Raw genomic sequence first — 23,957 nt, forward strand, 5'->3', positions numbered from 1 at the left:
CCGGAGGAGACGCACTCATGCTGGCCCTCATGCCGAAGGCATCCGCCCGCCGCCGCGCCGGAACGCTCAGCAGGACCACGGCCCTCACCCGCGCCGCGGTCCTCGCGGCCGCCACCGCGCTCACCGCGGCGACCTCGGTGTTCGCGCTGCCCGCCGTCCCCGCACACGCCGACGACGGCCAGTGCACGTTCCCGGCCAAGCCGTACACCGGCCGGCCGTGGGCCCTGCAACGCGTCAACCTCGACGAGCTGTGGGCGCGGTCCACCGGCAAGGACGTCAAGGTCGCCGTGATCGACACCGGCGTCGACGTGAAGAACCCCCAGCTCAAGCCGGCGGTCGACGCGTCGAAGGGCATGAACAACCTGCCCGAGAAGAACTCCAGGGGCGAGAAGATCGACCGTGGTGACGCCCACGGCACCACGGACACCGTGGGCCACGGCACCCGCGTCGCCGGCATCATCGCGGCCCGCCCCGCCAAGGGCACCGGCTTCGTGGGCCTGGCGCCCGACGCCACGATCATCCCCGTCAAACAGAACGACGCGGAGGGCGACGGCACCGCCAAGACCCTCGCGGCCGCCATCAAGTACGCGGTCGGCGCCGGGGCCGGCGTCATCAACATCTCCCAGGACACGGCCAACGCCGTACGCCCCGACTCCGAGCTGGAACAGGCCGTGGACTACGCCCTCGCCCACCAGGTCGTGGTCGTCGCCTCGGCCGGCAACGACGGTCTCGGCGGAAACGTCCAGATCACCTACCCGGCCTCCTACGACGGCGTCCTCGCGGTCGCCGCCTCCGACCGCAACAACGAGCGGGCGTCCTTCTCCCAGTCCGGCGAGTTCGTGGGCGTGGCCGCTCCCGGCGTGGACATGATCTCGACGGTTCCCGGCGGCGGCCACTGCTCCGACAACGGCACCAGCTTCTCCGCGCCCTACGTGGCCGGTGTGGCCGCCCTGCTGAAGTCCAAGTACCCCGGGTGGACCGCCCACGAGATCGTCGCCCAGATCGAGCAGACCGCGGAACGCTCCATCCCCGGCCACGACCGCCTGGTCGGCTGGGGCGTGGTGGACCCGGTCCGCGCCCTCACCGACGTGGACCCGGCCCGCCCGGTCGAGTCCCCCCGCCCCGAGGGCGGCGTCACCCGCGCCGAACCCCCGGCCATCACCCCCCTCCACTTCGGGGAGACCACCACCCAGCGCAACCACCGCCTCGGCACCTACGTGGCGATCGCCGTCCTGGTCCTGGTGGCAGCCCTGAGCGGCACAGCGGTGGCGGTACGGGACGCCCGCAGACGGCGGGCGAGGGTGACGGGGAGGGCGTAGCCCTTCTGGAGCCGGTGTGCCCGCTGCCTCACTGCCCGCGGGCACACCGGGGCGCCGGGCTCAGCGGTGGGACGCCGCTCAGCGAGAGCGACCCGGCTCGGAGTACCGGACCCGCTACACCCCGACTCACCCACCGCGTCACCCGGGCGTGTGGAGGTTGGGTGGAAATCCGTACCGGACCGGCCCCCGCTCCCGGTCCCCGCCCTCACGATCGGCGAACGGGACCAGCCCCTCCCGCACCAGGGCCCGCACGGCCTCCCCGGTGGCAACGGCACATCAGGCGAACCGACATGCCTCAGGCGTGTCGTAACGAGGCCGGGGCACATCTGGGTTGGACCGGTTACGGGGCCTGACTAGAGTGGTGAGCGCGTTGTGAGCCATGGGTCCGTGCTTTGCGATTGCGTGAAGCGCACCGGCCGGCCCGCGACGATGCGTACACGGGGAACGGGGAGGAGTGTCGTGCTTCCGGCTGACATGGTGGGAGGAGCGTCCCAGGCCAGGGCAGCGGACCTGGAGGCCAGCGGCGAGGCGCTGAGCACGTTCGTGAAGCGGGTCGACGCGGTGCTGCGCGACCTGGAGTCCTCCGCGGGTAACCCGACGAAGGTCGGCGCGCAGACGATCAAGCTGTCGTCCCTGACCGCTGCCGGTGAGGGCGTCTTCCCGGAGGCGCACGACCTTTACACCAACTACCACGCGGTGCACGAGGAGCTGACCTCCCTGTCCAAGACCCTCCATCTCCAGATCGAGGGAATCGGCATCGCCGTGCAGGGGGCGTACCACGGCTTCGAGAACCTCGAAGAGGAGCAGCGCCGACGGTTCTGGGAGATCCAGACGGAGATCGACAAGATCCAGAGGTCGAAGCCGCGCTCCAATGACGCGAAGGGCGGTGCGACCCTCCAATGAGCCACGACGACCACAAAGCCGACGAGCAGCGGGTCACGGCGCAGAACTCCCTGACGGACATCACCCGCACCGCCGACGACCTGCCGCAGGGCGGTGGTCTGTTCACCCGGCTGGTGAACGGCACCCTGCGGGCGGTCGCCCACCAGAGCCCGTACGCGAAGACGGTGCAGCACAGCACCGACTTCGGCGACACCACCCTCGGCCTCAACCAGCTGCTCGATCTGGTCGAGAAGACCGACCCCCAGGACCTGGCTTCCTCCGGGCAGGCGCTGTGGGACGCACGCGACGCCATCAAGTCGGCGGCCGAGGAACTCGCGGGGCACATCGACAACGTCCACTGGGTGGGCGAGGCGGGTGAGGCCTTCCGCTCCTGGGGCGGAAACCTGGTCGGCAAGACGCTCCAGCTGAGCGATTTCGCCGGCGGTGCCGGTGACCAGCTCGCCGCGGCCGCCGACGGCCTGGCGTCGGTCCGCGGCGCGATGCCGCCTCGTGACAGCGAGGCCGACCGGAAGCGGCCCCATGAGTTCTCCGCGGCCGAGAAGGCCGCGAACAAGGAGGACTACGCGGCCGCCGTGAAGGTGGAGAAGAACCGCCAGGAAGCCATCAACCAGATGAATCGGCTGGCCTCCTACTACGCCGTGTCGAACGAGCAGTTGACGGCGGTGCGGAGCAAGGCCCCGACGTTCGACGCCATGCCGGACGTGGGGGTGCCGAAGCCTGATGCTTCAGACCGCCATCGCCCGGTGGGATCCGATTCCGGTGGTGCCTCGAGGACCGGAGCGGCGGCAGTGCCCGGTCATCACCCGATGGTTGCCCCGGCACACTCCCGTGTTCATGACACGGTCGACAGCCCGCCACCCGTGCGACACGTCACGGAACACGGAGGGCACCCCCCGACTCCGGTCGGTCATGTGTCCGTCGACACCCCCGACGTCGGTACCGGCATCGACAGCGTCAGCACACTGCCACCTCCGACGACGACACCGCAGACGGTCACCACCCCGGTCACCGGCACCCCCGCTCCGAACGGCGGCCACACCGGCATGTTCGAAGGAGGCCCCGGCCTGCCGCTGCCGAGCAGCAGCACCGCAGGAGGAGGCTCCCGCCGAGCGGGCGGGTTCCGCACCCCCGTGTCGTCCCAGGGACGGATCGGCGCGTCCGGCCCGAGCGCGTCCGGCTCGGGGCGTTTCCCGGGCCAAGGACCCACGAACCAGATGGGACGCGCCACGTCCACCGGCCAGTCCTTGGGCAAGGCCGCGCAGGCGGGGGCCAGGTCTTCGTCGACTCCCATGGGGCGAGGCGTCACAGGAGGCACTCCGCGAGCAGCGGGCAACCCGGCTCAGCGTGCCGTGGGCGGCCCGATCACGGGTGCGGGCCGGGGCAACGGCGTAGTCGGTGGCCGTCCCACGACGACCGGCGGGTCGGCGAAGGGGAGCGGTCCGCGGCTTCCGCGAGGCACCGTCATCGGCGCCGAGGGGGAGGCCGGGTCGCGTTCACAGACGGGCAGGCCGGTCGCACGCGGTGTCTTCGGCGCACCCGAGTCCGCTCAGCGTCCGGGCACGGGAAGGGCCGCACCGGCAGCTCGTGGCGGTACCGCACCAGCCGAGGGCGTCAGCGGCAGGCCGACCACGCGCACGTCCGCCGTCCGGGCGGAGCGCAACGGCCTGACGCGTGGGGGCGCCGGTCTCGTCCGCGGGTCCGGCGACCGGAAGAAGCGCGAGGACGAGCGTGACGCGCCGGACGCATCGCGCCCTGACCACACGGTCGGGGAGAACGAGACCCCCCACCCCACCGCACCGCGGCGTGATGTGCCGCCGGTCGGCCACTGAGTGCGAGCGAGGATGTACGAGGCATGAAGTCAGCGAGCAGCCGACGAACCGGGCGAGCGGTGTTCCTCGGGGGACGCCGCGGACGGCGAGTACGCGCGGTGGGCGCGGTCGTCGGCGCGCTGGCGGCCCTGAGCGTGGGATTCGCCCCGAACGCCGCCGCGTACGACGCGCAGTCGAAGCAGTGGTACCTGGGTCCGATGCAGGCCGAGAAGATGTGGAAGACCAGCACCGGGAAAGGGGTGAAGGTCGCGGTCATCGACAGCGGCGTGAACTCCGACACGCCTTCCCTCAAGGGACAGGTGCTGGTGAACGAGACTCCGAAATCCGTCGCTTACCACTCCACCCAGGACTACAAAGGCCACGGCACGACCATGGCCGAGCTGATCGCCGGAACGGGTGCCGGAGGCGGTCTCAAGGGGCTGGCCCCTGGGGCGAAGATCGTTCCGTACCGTGTCGTCCTTACGGAACTGCCGAAGGCGGAGAGGAAAAGGACTCCTGAGCCCTGGGAGGCGATCAGGGCGGCGGCCGACACTGACGTCAAGATCATCAGCATGTCGATCGGAGGATACTACTTCCCGGAGGAGAGGGAAGCGATCAAATACGCCGCTTCCAAGGGCAAGTTGATGATTGCCGCGGTGGGTAACGCGGGGGACGGCAAGGGAGAGATCGACTACCCGGCAGCCGAGGACTACGTGATCGGTGTCTCCTCGATGGACTCCTCCGGCACCGTGTCCAAGTTCTCCTCCCACGGCGACTGGGTAGACCTGACGGCACCCGGCGAAGGAATCCCCGGCTGGTGTGACACCTCCTTCCGTTCCTACTGCGACGACTACAACGGAACGAGCCCGGCCGCCGCCATCGCCTCGGCCTCCGCCGCACTGATCTGGTCCGCCCACCCCGACTGGACGGTGAACCAGGTCACCCGTGCCCTGATCGACACGGCCGGTCGCAGCTGGCCCAAGGACGACCCGAGCCAGTACCTGGGCTACGGGGCGATCCGGCCGAAGAACGTCCTGGAGAACCCGCACTACGATCCGGGACCGCCGAACGTCGACCCGCTCGCGAAGGAGAACGGCGGCGACCTGCTCGCCAAGTCCGGAGCCGCTCAGGCGTCACCGAAGCCGTCCGCAGCCGGTTCCGCCTCCGCATCAGCCGCGTCACAAGCCCCGCAAAAGACTACGGCCGGCGGCACATCTGCGGCAGGATCGAGTGCGGAATCGACCAGTGACAGCACCACGTTGTGGGTCGTGCTCGGCACGGCAGCCGCAGTCGTCGTGCTCGGCGGTGGCGGCCTGGCCGTCGCGCGTGCCCGGCGCGCCAGGTGACGGCCCGTCATGAACCGTCTGCGCGTCCCGTACCTGCACCACAGGCGCGGGGCACGCAGTACACGGCCCGCCGTCGCGCGGCACCGCGCGGCGAGGGGCGCACAGTTGGACCGGAGACAGACAGAGAGAGGGGCGGTCTCACATGGCCGGCGGCAAGCAGAAGCTTGAAGATGACGCAGTAGTCAGGATGCAGCAGCGGATGGTCGAGAAGTACGACAACATCCGCAAGCGCGTGCACACCCTGCAGGGTGTGATCGACAGCCTCGAAGGCCAGTGGCAGGGTATCGGCCGCGCCGCCTTCGACAAGAAGCAGTACGAGATCAACACCTCGCTGCAGAACATCGGCAACATCCTCAGCGAGGTCATCGAGGCCATGACCTCCACGCGCAACATCAAGGACAGCAAGGAGGACGAGGTCCGCGCGTCCGTCAACAAGATCGACGTCAGGGACGGTGCGCCCACCGTGCCGACGTCCGCTCTCAGCTCCTACTGAGCCGGACCGCGACACCGGGTCACGTCAGCCGGCGCTGACGCATTCCGACAGACACACCAGCGAGACGAGGTAGACACACATGGCCAACAACGCCGAGGGCCTGTCCGTCACTTATGACGGGCTCGACAGGGCCTCCACCGACATCGGCAACCAGGCGTCCCAGCTCGAGCACGACCTGGTCGAGCTGAGGAAGCTGGTGACGGACAGCCTCCAGTACTGGGAGGGCGAGGCCCAGGGCACCTTCCACGAGAAGCTGACCCGCTGGGACAAGGAGGCGTCGGACATCCACCAGGCGCTGACCGGCATCGGCCACGTCGTGGCCCAGGCCGGCGGTACCTACATGGAAGGCGACAAGAAGGCGGCCAGCTACTTCCGCTAGGAAGCGGCCGCACGAAGCAGTACCCGGGGTGGGCGCGCGCGGGAGGCGCCCACCCCGTTCGCATGCCCGGACACGTACGGATCGTGGGCCCCAAGCGTACGGACCCCGCCGCGCGTCCCACCCGCGTCTCACCGGAGCCCGCCCCACCCGGAGCCCGCCCCACCCGGAGTGCGCTCGAATCGGAGTCCGCTCGACCTGGGACCCGCACCCCCTCTCCCGTCGCCGTCCGACGGCCCCCGTCACCACATGCCGAACGCCCGCCCCCCGAAGACCGGGGACGGGCGTTCGGCGTGTGGTCCGCTCAGTTCCCCTCGCGCACCAACCCGACCTGCACCAACGGCCGTCCCTGCCGTCGCGAGACGAACACGCCTCGGCCGGGCGGCATCGGACGCGGGCGGACGTTGGCGAGGAGTTCGCCCTCGGTCGGGTCGCCCGCGAGGACGACGCCCTGCGCGCCGAGTTCCCTGATGCGCTGCATGAACGCCTCGTAGCCCGCGCGGCCCGCGCCCGCCGTGGAGCGGGCGATGATGAAGCGGACGCCCACGTCGCGGGCGAACGGCAGGAGTTCGGTGAGGCCGGCCAGCGGGTTGCCGCTGGACGTCGACACCAGGTCGTAGTCGTCGATGACGACGTAGACCGTCGGCCCACGCCACCAGCTGCGGTCGCGCAGCTGCTCGGGAGTGACGTCCGAGGTCGGCGTGCGGCGCTGCATCAGGTCGGCCAGCGCGTCCATGTGGTGCTGCATCTGGTTCGACATGGGGATGTACTCCGCCAGATGGCTGGTCGGGGTCACCCCCAGCAGCGAGCGGCGGTTGTCGACCACGAACAGCTTGCAGCTGTCGCCGTCGTAGCGCTCGGTCAGGCGCCGGATGAGGAGCTTCAGCAGGTTCGACTTGCCGGACTCGCTCTCGCCGAAGACGAGGAAGAACGGGTCCTGGTCGAAGTCCACGAAGACCGGTTCGAGGTTGTCCTCGTCCAGGGCGAAGGCGACGCCCCGGTGCGGGAAGCGGTCGCCCGGCGGCAGCTGGGCCGCGGCGAACTCCCGTGGCAGAAGCCGGACTTCCGGTGCGCCGGGCTGCTGCCAGTGTCGGCTGACCTCGGCGGCCAGCGCCGTCGCCGCGTCCGCCAGGTCGGTGTCGGAGGACAGGCCGTCGATCCTCGGGACCGCCGCCATGAAGTGCTGCTTGAGCGGCGTCTGGCCGCGCCCGGGCACGCCCGTGGGCACGTTGGCCGCCACCTTGCGGTCGAACTCGGAGTCCATCGGGTCGCCGAGCCGCAGCTCCAGGCGGTTCATCAGGTGGTCCTTCAGGTTGGAGCGGACCTCCATCGAACGCGACGCGGTCAGGACGAGGTGGATGCCGTAACCGAGGCCGCGGGACGCGATGTCCAGCACCAGCGGCTCCAACGCCTCGTACTCGGTGCGGAAGTTGCCCCAGCCGTCGATGACCAGGAAGACGTCGCCCCACGGCTGGTCGGTGACCGAGATGTCGCCCTTGGCGCGGCGGCTGCGGAACTCGGCGATGGAGGAGACGCCCGAGGCGCGGAAGTACTCCTCGCGCCGGGTCAGCACGCCGTACACCTCGGCCGCGGTGCGCCGTACCTTCTCCGGGTCGAGCCGGGAGGCGACCCCGCCGACGTGCGGCAGACCGGCCAGCGAGGACAGGCCGCCACCGCCGAAGTCCAGCCCGTAGAACTGCACTTCGTGCGGTGTGTGGGTGAGCGCGAAGGAGGCGACCAGGGAACGCACCAGCGTCGACTTGCCGGACTGCGGACCGCCGATGATCTGCATATGGCCGGCGGCCCCGCCGAAGTCGACCCACAGCGGGTCGCGCCGCTGCTCGTACGGCTTGTCGACGATGCCCACGGGCACGATCAGCCGGCCCGCGCCCTCGTAGCCGGGCTGGGTCAGACCGCGGCCGGGCACCGGGGCGAGTCCGGGCAGCAGCGAGTCCAGCGACGGCGGGCTGTCCAGCGGCGGCAGCCACACCTGGTGGGCGGCCGGACCCTGCGCCTCGAGGCGCCGCACGATCACGTCGAGGACGGTGTCGGCCAGCGCGTCGTCCTTCTCGTCGGGGCGCGGCTCCCGGCGCTGATGCGGCACCGGGGCGTAGCGCACCGGGACCTCGGCCGCCGTGAACAGGACCGGTCTGCGGTCCACGGGCAGCGGCCCGCCGAGCGCCGCGGCCTGCTGCGAGCCGGTGCGGTACACGCCGGAGACGTAGGCCGCCTTGAAGCGGACCATCTCGTCGGTGCCGAACTTCAGGAAGCCGGAGCCGGGGATGTTCGGCAGTTCGTAGGCGTCGGGCACACCGAGCGCGGCGCGCGACTCGGCCGCGGAGAAGGTGCGCAGGCCGACGCGGTAGGACAGGTACGTCTCCAGGCCGCGCAGCCGGCCCTCCTCCAGCCGCTGCGAGGCCAGCAGCAGATGCACGCCGAGCGAGCGGCCGATACGGCCGATCTGGACGAACATGTCGATGAAGTCGGGCTTGGCGGTGAGCAGTTCGCTGAACTCGTCGATGACGAGGACCAGCGAGGGGATCGGCTGGAGCGGGGCGCCGGCCGCGCGGGCCTTCTCGTAGTCGTGGATGTTGGCGTAGTTGCCCGCGTCGCGGAGCATCTCCTGGCGGCGGTTGAGTTCGCCGCGGATGGAGTCGCCCATCCGGTCCACGAGCGTGAGGTCGTCGGCGAGGTTGGTGATCACGGCGGCGACGTGCGGCAGTTGGGCCATGCCCGCGAAGGTGGCGCCGCCCTTGAAATCGGCGAGGACGAAGTTGAGGGTCTCGGAGGAGTGGGTGACCGCCAGGCCGAGGACCAGGGTGCGCAGCAACTCCGACTTGCCGGAACCGGTGGCGCCCACGCACAGGCCGTGCGGGCCCATGCCCTCCTGGGCCGCCTCCTTGAGGTCCAGCATGACGGGCCGGCCGTCCTCGCCGAGGCCGATCGGCACGCGCAGCCGCTCGGCCTGCGCGCGCGGCCGCCAGGTGCGCTTGGGGTCGACGGAGGCGGCGTCGCCGAGGTTCAGCAGATCGGTGAACTCCAGGTTGGCGAGCAGCGGTTCGTCGTCGTCACCGCCGGAGGCGACCCGGAGGGGGGCGAGCTGGCGGGCCAGCGCCTCGGCGGCCTCGTACGACAGGACGTCGGGCGTCCCCTCGTAGACCATGCCGTGGGCTGACTCCAGACGCAGCTCCTGGGGGCGTACGACGACGGACAGGTCGCCGCGGCCGGCGGTGAGTTCGCCGGGCACGACCTCCAGGACCGTGACGCCCTGCAGGCCCTCGGGGGAGGCCAGCAGCGAGGCGGGGGAGAGGGAGACGCCGTCGAGGACGACCACCAGGTGCGGCTGCTCGGGGACCGGCGCCCCGCCCGGGTGGAAGCGCGGCCGGCCCTGCAGCCGGGCGCCGAGCAGGTCCTCCAGCTCCTGTGGGTCGGTCGCGATCAGCCGCCGGCTGCCCGCGCCGTCCGTGACGCCCGGGGCCTGGCTGTGCGGCAGCCACTTGGCCCACTCCCACTCGGACGTGCTGTCCCGGTGCGCGGCCACGGCGACGACCAGGTCCTCGGGGGAGTGCAGGGAGGCCAGCGAGCCGACGAGGGCGCGGGTCGTGCCGCGCACGGTCGCCGGATCGCCGCTGACCGTCACGTGGTAGAAGGCGCGCAGCGAGACCGCCATGGGCAGGTCCTCGAGCGTGCTGTGGGTGGCGAGGAAGCGCTGCATGGCGCCCGCGGTCAGCGGCTCGAGCTGGTCCACCGGAGCCGTCTCCGGCGCGAGCAGCGGGGTGGCCAGGGCCTGCGGGCCGAGACCCACCCGGACCTGGCCGAAGTCCTCGTCGCCGGTGCGCCGTTCCCACACCCGGCTGCCCTCGGCGACCAGCGCCCACAGTTGCTCGGGCGAAGGGTGCAGGTAGTACTGGGCGTCACGCTGGGCCCTGGCGGTGTCCAGGGCCGTGCGCCGGGTCTGCGAGAGATAGCGCAGGTAGTCGCGGCGGATGTCGGCCATCTGCCCCTGGTTGCCGCGGCGGTAGCGCACCAGCATGGAGACGCCCATGGCGACCGTGGAGGCGATCATCACCATGCCCATGATCTTCATGAAGGGCTGGGCGCTCGGGTTGAAGAAGAACACCACCGAGCCGCCCATGCCCAGCATGGGCAGCAGCTGCATCAGCGCGCCCTCCTGCTGCCCGCGGGGCAGTTCCGGCGGGGGTTGCAGCACGATCTCGTCCGTGGGCACGTCCTTCGGCAGTGCCCGTGGCGGGCGCTTGACGACGATATGGCTCACTACGCACCAATTCCCTTGCCCGACCGAGGTGTTCTGTCCGCCGCCCCGTGTCAGGCGGACGCCGATCGCGAACCGCGATCCTACTGACAACCGGCGGCGCCGGTGGGCGGTAGGGTGCCGGTGGGATGTGTGAGCAGGTGCGAATCGGTCCGGCGAAAGCAGGCGATTCGCGACGTTCGCAGCGGGCGGCCCCCGCACCCGGCCGGGCGGCGCGAGCGGCCGGCGGCCGGGGCGACGCCACACGGACTCCCGGCGGAACGTGCACACGATCTTCGCGGCCGGTGTGCAGGAGGACGGACCGGCCGAGCGCACCACCGCCGACGGCCGACCGGCCGACCGGCCGACCGGCCGCACCACCGAGGCGGCCGACCGGCCGCACACCGACGACGAGGGGGAACAGCAGGTGAGCATGACGGCCTCCGCGCCGGGCGGCGCCGCCACCGGACCCGGCGGCGAGGGTCACCCGGCAGCGGGCACCGGACTCGGCTTCTGCCGGGTCACCATCGTGGCGCCCGACAGCCGCATCGACGTGGCCCTGCCCGACGACGTACCGGTCGCCGACCTCTACCCGGAGATCCTGCGGCTCTCCCAGCAGAGCCCGGACGAGGGCGCCCCCGTCGGCTACCACCTCGTCCGCCGCGACGGCACCGTCCTCGACAGCGCCCGCTCCTTCGCGGCGCAGCGCATCCTCGACGGCGAACTGCTCACGCTGCGGCCGTTCGCCGAGTCGCTGGCGCCCGCCGTCTTCGACGACGTCTCCGAGGCCGTCGCCTCCGCCGTCACCCGCGACCGCGCCCTGTGGAGCGGTGACCTGACCCGCGCCGCCGGACTCGTCGCCGGCGGCATCCTGCCCGTCCTGCTGGCCTTCGTGGCCTGGAGCTCCCAGCTCCGCCACGACATGCACAGCCTCCAGGGCGTCCTCGCCGCCATCGCCGGCGTCCTGCTGGTCACCATCGCGTGCGTGCGCGCACGGGTGTACGACGACGCGGGCTCCGCGATCGCCCTCGGCCTGGGCGCCCTGCCCAACGTCGCCGTGGCCGGCTCCGGACTGCTCCCGCTGGACGCGGGGGAGGGCATCGGCCGGCTCCAGTTCCTGCTGGCCTGCGCGGCCGTGCTGGTCGCCGCCCTGGTGCTCACCCTGGTCTCGCCCCGCGGCGACGGGCCCTTCGTGGCGTTCGTCTGCGCCTCCGCGATCGGCCTGATCACCACCTTCATCGGCATCCTGACCGACCTCAGGCCGATCGAGACGGCCGCCGTCTGCGCACCGGTGTCGGTGGGCGCGCTCGCCTTCCTGCCCGGTCTCTCGATGCGCTTCGCCCGGCTGCCCATCGGCTTCGAGGCCCCGAACCCGAACCGCGGCGGCTACGCGGAGGGCGAGCCGAACGCCTACGAGCCCGTCGACGCCGAACGCGTCGCGGCCCGCGCCCGCCGCGGCCACGAACTGCTCGTCGGACTCGTCGGCGGCTGCGCGCTCGTCTCGGTGGGCGCCTCGATCGTCCTCGGCTTCTCCAGCGACGTATGGGCGCAGCTGCTCGCGCTCGCGACCGGCGTGGCGATGCTGATGCGCGCGAGCCTGTTCCGGTACACCGCCCAGGTCGCCGCCACCCTGGCCGCCGGCCTGGCGGCGCTGGTCTTCCTCGGGCTCGGGCTGGCGCTGAACCCGCCGTGGGACTACGTCCGCCAGGCGCTCCAGGGCGACACCACGCCCCTCGACATCCGCAGCGTCTGGCTGGTCGCGGCGGTCGCCGGGGCGGCGGCCCTGGTCACCGCGATCGGCCTGATCACCCCGCGCCGCGGCGTCACCCCGTTCTGGGGCCGCTTCCTGGAGATCGCGGAGAGCTTCGTCCTGCTCACCCTGGTCCCGCTCACCCTGGCCGTGTTCGACGTGTACACAACGGTCCGGGCGATGACCAGCTGAGACGACCACCAGCCACTCACGGCGCCCGTCGGCGACCGTGAACGGAGCGGAGGGGCGGCACGCACGCGTGCCGCCCCTCCGTCAGTTCCGTACGCCGCTCACTGCGCGGCGAGACCGCTGTTGCGCTCCGTCGGCTCCAGGTCGAACTCGCCGTCGCGCGCGCCCAGCACGAAGGCCCGCCACTCGGCCTCGGTGTAGCGCAGCACCGTGTCGTGGTCCAGGGAGGAGCGCATGGCGACGGCGCCGTCCGGGAGGTAGGCGATCTCGACGCGCTCCTCGTCCGGCGAGGTGCCGGGCGCGCCGTGCCACTCCACTCCCGAGATGTCGAGGGCGTACAGCTCGTCCCGCTCCCGCTCCTTGCGGGCCCTGATCTCCTCTTCCGTCTCCGCCATGACGCAGCGACCCCTTCCAGACGTCCGTACGGTGTACCGGCACTGTGCACCGGCGCTCACCCTAGCCGCCGGGACGGCCCGCAGAAGGCGGTCGGGAAACCGGGGGAAACCCCACCGCCACCGCCTGGTACCCTGAGTGACGGCCGTTTGTGTACGCGCCCCCGGAGCCCTGGCAGCAAGCCCTGCGAGGCCTGGAGGCCGCGCTCAGCGGATCCCCGCCTCCCGAGTTACGGAAGCTCTCCCGAGATGAAGACCGGGGGCACTCGGTGGCCACTTTCAGACCATGAGGAGTACGCGTGTCGCTCGACGCCGCTACGAAGAAGCAGATCATCTCCGAGTTCGGTACCAAGGAGGGCGACACCGGCTCCCCCGAGGTCCAGGTCGCTCTGCTCTCCCGTCGGATCTCCGACCTGACCGAGCACCTCAAGACCCACAAGCACGACCACCACAGCCGTCGTGGCCTGCTGATCCTGGTCGGTCAGCGCCGCCGTCTGCTGCAGTACCTGGCGAAGAAGGACATCCAGCGCTTCCGTGCGCTGGTCGACCGCCTCGGCATCCGTCGCGGTGCGGCGGGCGCCAAGTAAGACGCCGTGAAGGGAGCGGGCCCCACCAGCGAGAGGGGACCGCTCCCTTTGCCGTACGCGCACAAACGTGCGGAGTGTCACCACCGCTTTGTACTGTGGTAGCAGAACGCAATACGCATGACACAGCGTGATAAGGGCCACCCGTAGTGGGTAGGGCGTATCACGCACGGACCACGAGGAGAAGCGCACCTCGCCGCCGCCGGTCCTCGGTAGTGGCCCCCGGGCGAACAGGCCCCGGGTGCTTCGATCGAAGACCGGCCCGCACCAGACGGAGCGCTTCTCCGCCACCGTCCCCCCGCCACACGGGCGAGGCGGGACGAAAGACGACAAGTAACGGAGAAAACGCTAGTGGAGAACGAGACCCACTACGCCGAGGCCGTCATCGACAACGGCTCCTTCGGCACCCGCACCATCCGCTTCGAGACGGGCCGCCTCGCCAAGCAGGCCGCCGGCTCCGCCGTGGCGTACCTGGACGACGACACCATGGTGCTGTCGGCCACCACCGCTTCCAAGAACCCCAAGGACCAGCTCGACTTCTTCCCCCTCACGGTGGACGTCGAGGAGCGGATGTACGCCGCCGGCAAGATCCCCGGCAGCTTCTTCCGCCGTGAGGGCCGCCCCTCCGAGGACGCCATCCTCACCTGCCGCCTGATCGACCGCCCGCTGCGCCCGTCCTTCAAGAAGGGCCTGCGCAACGAGATCCAGGTCGTCTGCACGGTCATGGCCCTCAACCCCGACCACCTGTACGACGTCGTCGCGATCAACGCCGCGTCCGCGTCCACCCAGCTGGCCGGCCTGCCCTTCTCCGGCCCGATCGGCGGCGTCCGCGTCGCGCTGATCAACGGTCAGTGGGTCGCCTTCCCGACCCACACCGAGCTGGAGGACGCCGTCTTCGACATGGTCGTCGCCGGCCGCGTCCTGGAGGACGGCGACGTCGCGATCATGATGGTCGAGGCCGAGGCCACCGAGAAGACCATCCAGCTGGTCAAGGGCGGTGCCGAGGCCCCCACCGAGGAGGTCGTCGCCGCCGGTCTGGAAGCCGCGAAGCCCTTCATCAAGGTGCTCTGCAAGGCCCAGTCGGACCTCGCCGCGAAGGCCGCCAAGCCGACCGGCGAGTTCCCGATCTTCCTCGACTACCAGGACGACGTCCTGGAGGCGCTGACCGCCGCGGTCCGCCCCGAGCTGGCCCAGGCCCTCACCATCGCCGGCAAGCAGGAGCGCGAGGCCGAGCTGGACCGCGTCAAGGGCCTGGCCGCCGAGAAGCTGCTGCCCGAGTTCGAGGGCCGCGAGAAGGAGATCTCCGCCGCGTACCGCGCGCTGACCAAGCAGCTGGTCCGCGAGCGCGTGATCAAGGAGAAGAAGCGCATCGACGGCCGCGGCGTCACGGACATCCGTACGCTGGCCGCCGAGGTCGAGGCCATCCCGCGGGTGCACGGCTCGGCGCTGTTCGAGCGTGGCGAGACCCAGATCCTGGGCGTCACCACCCTCAACATGCTCCGCATGGAGCAGCAGCTGGACACCCTCTCCCCGGTGACCCGCAAGCGCTACATGCACAACTACAACTTCCCGCCGTACTCCACCGGCGAGACCGGCCGCGTCGGCTCCCCCAAGCGCCGCGAGATCGGCCACGGGGCCCTCGCCGAGCGCGCCCTGGTGCCGGTCCTGCCCACGCGCGAGGAGTTCCCCTACGCGATCCGCCAGGTCTCCGAGGCCCTCGGCTCCAACGGCTCCACGTCGATGGGCTCCGTCTGCGCCTCCACCATGTCCCTGCTGAACGCCGGTGTGCCCCTGAAGGCCCCGGTCGCCGGCATCGCCATGGGCCTGATCTCCCAGGAGATCGAGGGCGAGACGCACTACGTCACCCTCACCGACATCCTCGGTGCGGAGGACGCCTTCGGCGACATGGACTTCAAGGTCGCCGGCACCAAGGAGTTCGTCACCGCCCTCCAGCTCGACACCAAGCTGGACGGCATCCCCGCCTCCGTCCTGGCCGCCGCCCTCAAGCAGGCCCGTGACGCCCGCCTCCACATCCTCGACGTGATGATGGAAGCGATCGACACGCCGGACGAGATGTCCCCCAACGCGCCCCGGATCATCACCGTGAAGATCCCGGTCGACAAGATCGGCGAGGTCATCGGCCCCAAGGGCAAGATGATCAACCAGATCCAGGAGGACACCGGCGCCGAGATCACCATCGAGGACGACGGCACCATCTACATCGGCGCCGCCGACGGCCCCGCCGCCGAGGCCGCCCGCACCACGATCAACAGCATCGCCAACCCGACGATGCCCGAGGTCGGCGAGCGCTACCTGGGCACGGTCGTCAAGACCACCACGTTCGGCGCGTTCGTCTCCCTGCTGCCCGGCAAGGACGGTCTGCTGCACATCTCGCAGATCCGCAAGCTCGCCGGCGGCAAGCGCGTGGAGAACGTCGAGGACGTCCTCGGCGTGGGCCACAAGGTCCAGGTCGAGATCGCCGAGATCGACTCCCGCGGCAAGCTCTCCCTGATCCCCGTGGTCGAGGGCGAAGAGGGCGACGAAGAGCAGAAGGACGACGCCGCCAAGTGACGTCCCGTAGCTTCAAGGCGACGGCCCGCACCTCCTCGGAGGCGCGGGCCGTCGCCCGTACCCAAACCCTCGTCAAGGGCATGAACGGCATCGGCACCGTCCGCAAGACCACCCTCCCGGGCGGACTGCGCATCGTCACCGAGACCCTGCCCTCGGTCCGCTCCGCCACCTTCGGCATCTGGGCGCACGTCGGCTCCCGCGACGAGACCCCGGCGCTCGGCGGCGCCACGCACTACCTGGAGCACCTGCTCTTCAAGGGCACCTCCGAGCGCTCCGCCCTGGACATCTCCTCCGCCATCGACGCCGTCGGCGGCGAGATGAACGCGTTCACCGCCAAGGAGTACACGTGCTACTACGCACGCGTGCTCGACACCGACCTGCCGCTCGCCATCGACGTGGTCTGCGACATGCTCACCGGCTCGCTGATCCGCGAGGAGGACGTCGACGTCGAACGCGGCGCGATCCTCGAAGAGATCGCCATGACCGAGGACGACCCGGGCGACTGCGTGCACGACCTGTTCGCGCACACCATGTTCGGCGACAGCCCCCTCGGCCGCCCCGTCCTCGGCACCGTCGACACGGTCAACGCCCTCACCGCCGACCGCATCCGCCGCTTCTACAAGAAGCACTACGACCCGACCCACCTCGTGGTCGCCTGCGCCGGCAACATCGACCACCACAAGGTCGTACGCCGGGTGCGCGCCGCCTTCGAGAAGGCGGGGGCGCTCCAGAACGCCGAGGCCGTCCCCATCGCACCGCGCGACGGCCGCCGCAGTCTGCGCACCGCCGGCCGCGTGGAGCTCCAGGGCCGCCGCACCGAACAGGCGCACGTCGTCCTCGGCATGCCGGGCCTCGCCCGCACCGACGAACGGCGCTGGGCCCTCGGCGTGCTCAACACCGCCCTCGGCGGCGGCATGTCCTCCCGGCTCTTCCAGGAGGTCCGGGAGAAGCGCGGCCTCGCCTACAGCGTGTACTCCTACACGTCCGGCTTCGCCGACTGCGGTCTGTTCGGCGTCTACGCGGGCTGCCGCCCGAGCCAGGTCCACGACGTGCTGCGAATCTGCCGCGACGAACTGGACCAGGTCGCCGGCAACGGCCTGCCCGACGACGAGATCGCCCGCGCCATCGGCCAGCTCCAAGGCTCCACCGTCCTCGGTCTCGAGGACACCGGCGCGCTGATGAACCGTATCGGCAAGAGCGAGCTGTGCTGGGGCGAGCAGATCTCCGTCGACGACATGCTGGCCCGGATAGCGGCGGTGACCCCGGACGAGGTCCGTGCCGTCGCCCGCGACATCCTGGGACAGCGCCCGTCGCTGTCGGTCATCGGCCCGCTCAAGGACAAGCAGGCCGCCCGCCTTGACGACGCGGTCGCCTGACCCCAAGGTCCCCTTCGGTTCGTAAGGAAGCAAAGAGATGAGCAAGCTGCGCGTGGCGGTCCTCGGCGCCAAGGGCCGGATCGGTGCCGAGGCGGTACGGGCCGTCGAGGCCGCCGAGGACATGGAGCTGGTGGCCGCCCTCGGCCGCGGCGACTCGCTGGAGGCCCTGGCCGACAGCGGCGCCCAGGTCGCCGTCGAGCTGACCACGCCCGACTCGGTCATGGCCAACCTCGACTACTGCGTGGCCCACGGCATCCACGCGGTCGTCGGCACCACCGGCTGGACCGAGCAGCGGCTCGCGCAGCTGACGGGGTGGCTCGACCGGTCCCCGGGGACCGGGGTGCTCATCGCCCCGAACTTCTCCATCGGCGCCGTGCTCACCATGAAGTTCGCGCAGATCGCCGCGCCGTACTTCGAGTCCGTCGAGGTCGTCGAACTGCACCACCCCAGGAAGGTCGACGCCCCCAGCGGCACGGCCACCCGCACGGCCCAGCTCATCGCCGAGGCCCGTGCGAAGGCCGGCACGGCCCCGGCGCCGGACGCCACCGCCACGGCGCTGGACGGCGCGCGCGGCGCCGACGTGGACGGCGTCCCGGTGCATTCGGTGCGTCTGCGCGGCCTCCTCGCCCACCAGGAGGTCCTGCTGGGAGCCGAGGGCGAGACGCTCACGATCCGGCACGACTCGCTCCACCACAGCAGCTTCATGCCGGGCATCCTGCTCGGCGCGCGCCGCGTGGTGACCACTCCGGGCCTGACCTTCGGCCTGGAGAACTTCCTCGACCTGAACTGAGTCCGAACCCCTCATGCGCGCCAAGATCACCTACCTCGTCACGGCCGCCGTCCTGGTCTTCTACTTCGCCCTGGTCGGCAGCCGCGGCATCATGCTCATCCAGTCCGGCACGGTCGTCACGGTGACCTTCGGGATCGCCGTGCTGATCCTGCCGGTGATCGGGCTGTGGTTCCTGTGGAAGAACACCCAGTTCGTGCGCCGGGCCAACCAGCTCGCCGCCGAACTGGACGCCGAGGGCGGCCTGCCCGTGGACGAGCTGAAGCGCACGCCCAGCGGGCGCATCGACCGCGACTCGGCCGACGAGGTCTTCGCCAAGCGCAAGGCCGAGACGGAGGCCGCCCCCGACGACTGGCGCACCTGGTTCCGCCTCGCCGTCGCCTACCACGACGCCCGCGACACGGCCCGCGCCCGCAAGGCCATGCAGCGGGCGATAGCCCTCCACGACGGCAAGCCCCTCCCGGCCGCCTGACACCGCACACGCCCCTGTGGGGCCGACCGCCGCGTACGGCGCGGCCGGCCCCACGGGCGTACGACCGGCGGCGCACGGCCAGGCGTCCGCCGACGGCGGACGACACCGGGACGAGGACTGGAACTGTGCGGCATCCCGCACGAGAGAGGACCCGCGCCGAGCGGTGCGCCGCACCCGCCGCCGGGCTCAGCGCAGGCGGTACTCCTCCGCCCACGCCTCCACCGCGTCCGCCGCACGGTCGAACGCCGCGAGGCGGCCGAGGAAGTCCGCGCCATGCGTGGTCAGCAGCGGCGGCGCGGCCTCCGCGGCCCGCCCCCGGCGGTCCAGCAGCAGCGCCTGTCCCTGCACCGTGCGCGGCAGCCCCAGCCACCGCACCGGCTGCTGCACGGTCCGAACGCTCACGACCTGCGCCCAGGGCGTCGTACGGGTGACGAAGAACCGCACATGGCGCAGCCCGCGCGCTCCGACCCACACGCCCATCCGCAGCAGCCGCAGTGCGCCGGCGACGACGGCCAGAGCGATGGCGAAGCACACCGCGGCGGAGGACAACCCGCCGGTGAGCGCGGTCACCACCGCCGCGAACAGGACGAACGAGGCCAGCAGCAGCACCAGCGCCGCCATCCCCACCCGCCAGGGCCCCGGCCGGTAGGGCCGCCGCCAGCGCTCACGGTCGTCGAACGGCAGCGCGACGTCGTACACGGTGTCGAAGGCACGGTCGGCCGTCAGGAAGGGCAGGGGCACGGCTGGTCCTCACTCGATCCACGCGGGGCTGTGCCCGGTGAGGCTATCCGTCCGCGTCCGCGCCCACCACCCGCGGAGGTCCAAGGGGGTGGGCGGCGCCCTGAGCGACGGTCGGTCCTCAGCGGTCCGTGGAGGCCTGCTGCGTCTGCGGCGGCGTGTGACTGGTCGACAACGCGGGCAGCCCCAGGACCAGCGACCCCACCAGACCCGCGACGATGGTCAGGGCCAGCAGGCACCGCCCGGCTATCTCACCGGCGGACGCCCGCTGCCGGGGCGGGGGAGTGACATTGCTGCGGAACCTGTCCGCCTCCGCGACGAAGGCGAACGGGACGGGCTCGCGCCGACGGAACATCGGAGGTACGGCTCCCTTCGGGGTAGGAACTGCGGTCGAACTGGGGTGTCTCACCCATACAGACGCGCGAGTGTCCCGAAAGGTGCCCGCTTTCCCCGAATTCATCGATCTTCGCCGAAGATGTCGCGCCCCGGCACCGGACGCCCTGATGCCGGAGCCGGGCCGTAGAGTGGGCGCCGCCCGAGAGAGATGACGGAAGGACCCTCCGACCCGTGACCGCCACCCCCGCCGACGACCTCAAACCCAGCTTCCGCAGCGACGTCACCGTCGAGCTGGTCAAGCACACCGCGTCGGACGCCGACGTCCTGTTCGCGGCCCGTGTCTCGACCGTCGGCGAGCAGTCCCTGGAGGAGCTGGACAAGGACCCGGAGCGCTCCAAGGGCCTGATCAACTACCTGATGCGGGACCGCCACGGCAGCCCCTTCGAGCACAACTCGATGACGTTCCTCATCAGCGCCCCCATCTTCGTCTTCCGGGAGTTCATGCGGCACCGCGTGGGCTGGTCGTACAACGAGGAGTCCGGCCGCTACCGCGAGCTCCAGCCCGTCTTCTACGTCCCCGACGCCGCCCGCAAGCTGGTGCAGGAGGGCCGCCCCGGCAAGTACCGCTTCGTCGAGGGCACCCAGGCCCAGCAGGAGCTGGTCGGCCGGGTCATGGAGGACTCCTACCGGCAGGCGTACGAGGCGTACCAGGAGATGCTCGCCGCCGGCGTCGCCCGCGAGGTCGCCCGCGCGGTGCTCCCCGTCGGCCTGTTCTCCTCGATGTACGCCACCTGCAACGCCCGCTCGCTGATGCACTTCCTCGGCCTGCGCACCCAGCACGAGCTGGCCAAGGTGCCGTCCTTCCCGCAGCGGGAGATCGAGATGGTGGGCGAGAAGATGGAGGCCGAGTGGGCGAGGCTCATGCCGCTCACCCACGCAGCCTTCAACGCCAACGGCCGTGTCGCGCCGTGACCCGGCGGGCCGCCCGATCCCGCAGGTACTGATGTACGCATCAGCCTCGCGAAGTGTCCGTATTGCGGCCTTTGTGGAAGTTCATCTAGCCTGAGCGAACGGACCCGGCACTGCCTGAACCCCCGAGCAGGCAGTGCCGGGCTCCCTCTTTGTCACCACTTGTCGCCCGCCCCGAGGGCAGACCCCGCCCTGAGCAACGAGTAGCGTGTTACCCATGGCTCCGACCTCCACTCCGCAGACCCCCTTCGGGCGGGTCCTCACCGCCATGGTCACGCCCTTCACGGCGGACGGCGCACTCGACCTCGACGGCGCGCAGCGGCTCGCCGCCCATCTGGTGGACGCAGGCAACGACGGCCTGGTCGTCAACGGCACCACCGGCGAGTCCCCCACCACCAGCGATGCGGAGAAAACCGAGCTGGTACGCGCGGTCCTGGAGGCCGTCGGAGACCGCGCCCACGTCATCGCCGGCGTCGGCACCAACGACACCCACCACAGCATCGAGCTGGCCCGCGCCGCCGAGCAGGCCGGCGCGCACGGCCTGCTCACCGTCACGCCGTACTACAACAAGCCCCCGCAGGAGGGCCTCCACCGGCACTTCAAGGCCATCGCGGACGCCACCGGCCTGCCCGTCATGCTCTACGACATCCCCGGCCGCAGCGGCGTCCCGATCAACACGGAGACCCTCGTCCGCCTCGCCGAGCACCCGCGGATCGTCGCCAACAAGGACGCCAAGGGCGACCTCGGCCGCGCCAGCTGGGCCATCGCCCGCTCCGGCCTCGCCTGGTACTCCGGCGACGACATGCTGAACCTGCCGCTGCTCTCCGTGGGCGCTGTCGGCTTCGTCTCCGTCGTCGGCCACGTCGTCACCCCCGACCTGCGCGCCCTCATCGACGCCCACATCTCGGGCGACGTCCAGAAGGCCACCGAGATCCACCAGAAGCTGCTCCCGGTCTACACCGGCATGTTCCGCACCCAGGGCGTCATGACCACCAAGGCCGCCCTGGCCCTGCGCGGCCTGCCCGGCGGACCGCTGCGGCTGCCCATGGTCGAGCTGACGTCCGAAGAGATCGAGCAGCTCAAGATCGACCTGGCCGCCGGCGGGGTACAGCTCTGACGACGAGACTTCGCGAGCCCGCCTCGCACGGCCCGGCCTCCCCCGGCACCCTGCCGGGAACCGGGCCCCACAACAGAACAGCCAACTGAATACGCGGGCCACCGGTGCCCGCACCACACCAACGACAACTGCTTCTGCACGAACGTCACGCGCGCCACGTGCCCACCGGTACGTGGCGCGTGTGGTGAGGAGGGTCTTTTGAGTCATCCGCATCCTGAACTCGCCCCGCCCCCGCCGCTCGCCGACGGCGGCCTGCGCGTCACTCCGCTCGGCGGCCTCGGCGAGATCGGCCGCAACATGACGGTCTTCGAGTACGGCGGCCGCCTGCTGATCGTCGACTGCGGAGTGCTCTTCCCGGAGGAGGAGCAGCCCGGAATCGACCTGATCCTGCCGGACTTCTCGTCCATCCGGGACCGCCTCGACGACATCGAGGGCATCGTCCTCACCCACGGTCACGAGGACCACATCGGCGGCGTCCCCTACCTCCTGCGGGAGAAGCCGGACATCCCCCTGATCGGTTCCAAGCTGACCCTGGCCCTCATCGAGGCCAAGCTCCAGGAGCACCGCATCCGGCCCTACACCCTCGAAGTCGCCGAGGGGAACCGGGAGCGCGTCGGCCCCTTCGACTGCGAGTTCGTCGCGGTCAACCACTCCATCCCGGACGCCCTGGCCGTCGCCATCCGCACCCCGGCCGGCATGGTCGTGCACACCGGCGACTTCAAGATGGACCAGCTCCCGCTGGACAACCGCCTCACCGACCTGCACGCCTTCGCCCGGCTGAGCGAGGAGGGCATCGACCTGCTCCTGGCCGACTCCACGAACGCCGAGGTCCCCGGGTTCACCCCGCACGAGCGGGACATCTCCGGAGTGCTGCGCCAGGTCTTCGCCGGCGCCCGCAAGCGGATCATCGTGGCGAGCTTCGCCAGCCACGTCCACCGCATTCAGCAGATCCTGGACGCGGCCCATGAGTACGGCCGCCGGGTCGCCTTCGTCGGCCGTTCGATGGTCCGCAACATGGGCATCGCCCGCGACCTCGGCTACCTGAAGGTCCCGGCGGGCCTGGTGGTGGACGTCCGCACCCTGGACGACCTGCCCGACCACGAGGTGGTCCTGGTCTGCACGGGTTCGCAGGGCGAGCCGATGGCGGCCCTGTCCCGCATGGCCAACCGCGACCACCAGATCCGCATCGTCGAGGGCGACACGGTGATCCTGGCGTCGTCGCTGATCCCGGGCAACGAGAACGCGGTGTACCGGGTCATCAACGGCCTCACCCGCTGGGGCGCCGACGTCATCCACAAGGGCAACGCCAAGGTGCACGTCTCGGGCCACGCCTCGGCCGGCGAGCTGCTGTACTTCTACAACATCTGTCGCCCGAGGAACCTGATGCCGGTCCACGGCGAGTGGCGGCACCTGCGCGCCAACGCCGAGCTGGGCGCGATGACGGGTGTGCCGCACGACCGCATCGTCATCGCCGAGGACGGTGTCACCGTCGACCTGGTCGAGGGCAAGGCCAAGATCTCCGGCAAGGTCCAGGCCGGGTACGTCTACGTCGACGGCCTCTCCGTCGGCGACGTGGGCGAGCCCGCGCTCAAGGACCGCAAGATCCTCGGAGACGAGGGCATCATCTCGGTCTTCGTGGTCGTGGACTCCACCACCGGCAAGGTCACCGGCGGCCCGCACGTCCAGGCCCGCGGCTCCGGCATCGAGGACTCGGCGTTCGGCGCGGTCATTCCGAAGATCCGGGAGTCCCTGGAGAAGTCCGCTCAGGAGGGCATCGCCGACTCCCACCAGTTGCAGCAGCTCATCCGCCGCACGCTGGGCAAATGGGTCTCGGACACCTACCGGCGCCGCCCCATGATCCTCCCGGTCGTCGTGGAGGTCTGACGCTCGAACCGGCAGCGGGGCGCCTCGATTTGCATCGGGCCGCCCCGCTCCAGTACGTTTACGGCTCCGCCAGGCCGGGAACCCGGAGGCTTCATGCGCTCCGAGGGACACCTCCGGAGGGGCGGAAAATCCGACTCAGAATCTCTGATAAAGTCGGAACCGCCGGAAAGGGAAACGCGGAAGCGGGAACCTGGAAAGCACCGAGGAAATCGGGTCGGGAAGATCTGGTAGAGTCGGAAACGCAAGACCGAAGGGAAGCGCCCGGAGGAAAGCCCGAGAGGGTGAGTACGAAGGA

Annotated in this window: 19 protein-coding genes; 15 read left to right on the forward strand and 4 right to left on the reverse strand. The window is 70.9% G+C overall.

What is annotated here, in order from left to right:
- The first annotated feature begins 29 nt into the window (after window positions 1-29).
- From mycP to AB0N63_RS33645, 6 genes are all read left to right on the forward strand, one after another.
- Window positions 30-1,319, forward strand: a complete 1,290-nt coding sequence (gene mycP, locus AB0N63_RS33620; protein ID WP_365535272.1) for a type VII secretion-associated serine protease mycosin — start codon at window positions 30-32, stop codon at window positions 1,317-1,319.
- A 459-nt stretch (window positions 1,320-1,778) separates the two neighbouring features.
- Window positions 1,779-2,222 (forward strand): hypothetical protein, encoded by a 444-nt coding sequence (locus AB0N63_RS33625; RefSeq protein ID WP_365535275.1) that lies wholly within the window; start codon window positions 1,779-1,781, stop codon window positions 2,220-2,222.
- Window positions 2,219-4,051, forward strand: a complete 1,833-nt coding sequence (locus tag AB0N63_RS33630; RefSeq protein WP_365535276.1) for a hypothetical protein — start codon at window positions 2,219-2,221, stop codon at window positions 4,049-4,051. Before AB0N63_RS33625 ends, AB0N63_RS33630 begins: the two co-directional genes overlap by 4 nt.
- Window positions 4,052-4,149: 98 nt before the next feature.
- Complete coding sequence (locus tag AB0N63_RS33635; protein ID WP_365535278.1) at window positions 4,150-5,376, forward strand: S8 family serine peptidase; 1,227 nt, start codon at window positions 4,150-4,152, stop codon at window positions 5,374-5,376.
- A 187-nt stretch (window positions 5,377-5,563) separates the two neighbouring features.
- Window positions 5,564-5,869 (forward strand): WXG100 family type VII secretion target, encoded by a 306-nt coding sequence (locus AB0N63_RS33640; RefSeq protein WP_365535280.1) that lies wholly within the window; start codon window positions 5,564-5,566, stop codon window positions 5,867-5,869.
- Between the two features lie 79 nt (window positions 5,870-5,948).
- Window positions 5,949-6,248: a WXG100 family type VII secretion target gene (locus AB0N63_RS33645; RefSeq protein WP_365535283.1), complete on the forward strand. Its 300-nt coding sequence runs from the start codon at window positions 5,949-5,951 to the stop codon at window positions 6,246-6,248.
- Between the two features lie 301 nt (window positions 6,249-6,549).
- Here the strand turns inward: AB0N63_RS33645 and eccCa are convergent, their stop codons facing one another.
- The gene (eccCa, locus tag AB0N63_RS33650; protein WP_365535286.1) at window positions 6,550-10,521 is read right to left on the reverse strand and encodes a type VII secretion protein EccCa; all 3,972 of its coding nucleotides are present in this window, start codon (window positions 10,519-10,521) and stop codon (window positions 6,550-6,552) included.
- 409 nt (window positions 10,522-10,930) lie between these two features.
- Here eccCa and eccD point away from each other — a divergent pair, with 409 nt between their 5' ends.
- Window positions 10,931-12,439 carry a type VII secretion integral membrane protein EccD gene (eccD, locus tag AB0N63_RS33655; protein WP_365535315.1) on the forward strand — a complete coding sequence of 503 codons (1,509 nt, stop codon included), beginning with the start codon at window positions 10,931-10,933 and terminating at the stop codon, window positions 12,437-12,439.
- A gap of 98 nt (window positions 12,440-12,537) precedes the next feature.
- On the opposite strand, the gene AB0N63_RS33660 is transcribed toward eccD, so the two are convergent.
- A complete protein-coding gene (locus AB0N63_RS33660) occupies window positions 12,538-12,831 on the reverse strand; it encodes a DUF397 domain-containing protein (RefSeq protein WP_365535289.1) in 294 nt (97 codons plus the stop codon).
- A gap of 296 nt (window positions 12,832-13,127) precedes the next feature.
- Between AB0N63_RS33660 and rpsO the strand changes: the two genes are divergently transcribed.
- From rpsO to AB0N63_RS33685, 5 genes are all read left to right on the forward strand, one after another.
- Window positions 13,128-13,415, forward strand: coding sequence for a 30S ribosomal protein S15 (gene rpsO, locus AB0N63_RS33665; protein ID WP_004982702.1), 288 nt, complete (start codon window positions 13,128-13,130; stop codon window positions 13,413-13,415).
- A 348-nt stretch (window positions 13,416-13,763) separates the two neighbouring features.
- The gene (locus tag AB0N63_RS33670; protein ID WP_365535291.1) at window positions 13,764-15,983 is read left to right on the forward strand and encodes a polyribonucleotide nucleotidyltransferase; all 2,220 of its coding nucleotides are present in this window, start codon (window positions 13,764-13,766) and stop codon (window positions 15,981-15,983) included.
- Complete coding sequence (locus AB0N63_RS33675; RefSeq protein ID WP_365535294.1) at window positions 15,980-17,359, forward strand: pitrilysin family protein; 1,380 nt, start codon at window positions 15,980-15,982, stop codon at window positions 17,357-17,359. Before AB0N63_RS33670 ends, AB0N63_RS33675 begins: the two co-directional genes overlap by 4 nt.
- A gap of 37 nt (window positions 17,360-17,396) precedes the next feature.
- Window positions 17,397-18,149 carry a 4-hydroxy-tetrahydrodipicolinate reductase gene (gene dapB, locus AB0N63_RS33680; protein ID WP_365535297.1) on the forward strand — a complete coding sequence of 251 codons (753 nt, stop codon included), beginning with the start codon at window positions 17,397-17,399 and terminating at the stop codon, window positions 18,147-18,149.
- Between the two features lie 13 nt (window positions 18,150-18,162).
- Window positions 18,163-18,618, forward strand: a complete 456-nt coding sequence (locus AB0N63_RS33685; RefSeq protein ID WP_365535300.1) for a hypothetical protein — start codon at window positions 18,163-18,165, stop codon at window positions 18,616-18,618.
- Window positions 18,619-18,804: 186 nt separating this feature from the next.
- Here AB0N63_RS33685 and AB0N63_RS33690 read toward each other — a convergent pair whose 3' ends face one another.
- Window positions 18,805-19,359: a hypothetical protein gene (locus tag AB0N63_RS33690; RefSeq protein WP_365535303.1), complete on the reverse strand. Its 555-nt coding sequence runs from the start codon at window positions 19,357-19,359 to the stop codon at window positions 18,805-18,807.
- A 118-nt stretch (window positions 19,360-19,477) separates the two neighbouring features.
- Window positions 19,478-19,711 (reverse strand): hypothetical protein, encoded by a 234-nt coding sequence (locus tag AB0N63_RS33695; protein WP_365535305.1) that lies wholly within the window; start codon window positions 19,709-19,711, stop codon window positions 19,478-19,480.
- Between the two features lie 212 nt (window positions 19,712-19,923).
- Here AB0N63_RS33695 and thyX point away from each other — a divergent pair, with 212 nt between their 5' ends.
- From thyX to AB0N63_RS33710, 3 genes are all read left to right on the forward strand, one after another.
- Window positions 19,924-20,664 carry an FAD-dependent thymidylate synthase gene (gene thyX / locus AB0N63_RS33700; RefSeq protein WP_365535308.1) on the forward strand — a complete coding sequence of 247 codons (741 nt, stop codon included), beginning with the start codon at window positions 19,924-19,926 and terminating at the stop codon, window positions 20,662-20,664.
- Between the two features lie 214 nt (window positions 20,665-20,878).
- Entirely contained in the window at window positions 20,879-21,778 is a 900-nt protein-coding gene (gene dapA, locus AB0N63_RS33705) for a 4-hydroxy-tetrahydrodipicolinate synthase (RefSeq protein ID WP_365535311.1), read from the forward strand.
- 198 nt (window positions 21,779-21,976) lie between these two features.
- Window positions 21,977-23,662: a ribonuclease J gene (locus AB0N63_RS33710; protein ID WP_365535313.1), complete on the forward strand. Its 1,686-nt coding sequence runs from the start codon at window positions 21,977-21,979 to the stop codon at window positions 23,660-23,662.
- Window positions 23,663-23,957 lie beyond the last annotated feature (295 nt).

The sequence above is a fragment of the Streptomyces sp. NPDC093260 genome, from assembly GCF_040683715.1.
GTDB classification, from domain to species: Bacteria; Actinomycetota; Actinomycetes; order Streptomycetales; family Streptomycetaceae; genus Streptomyces; species Streptomyces sennicomposti.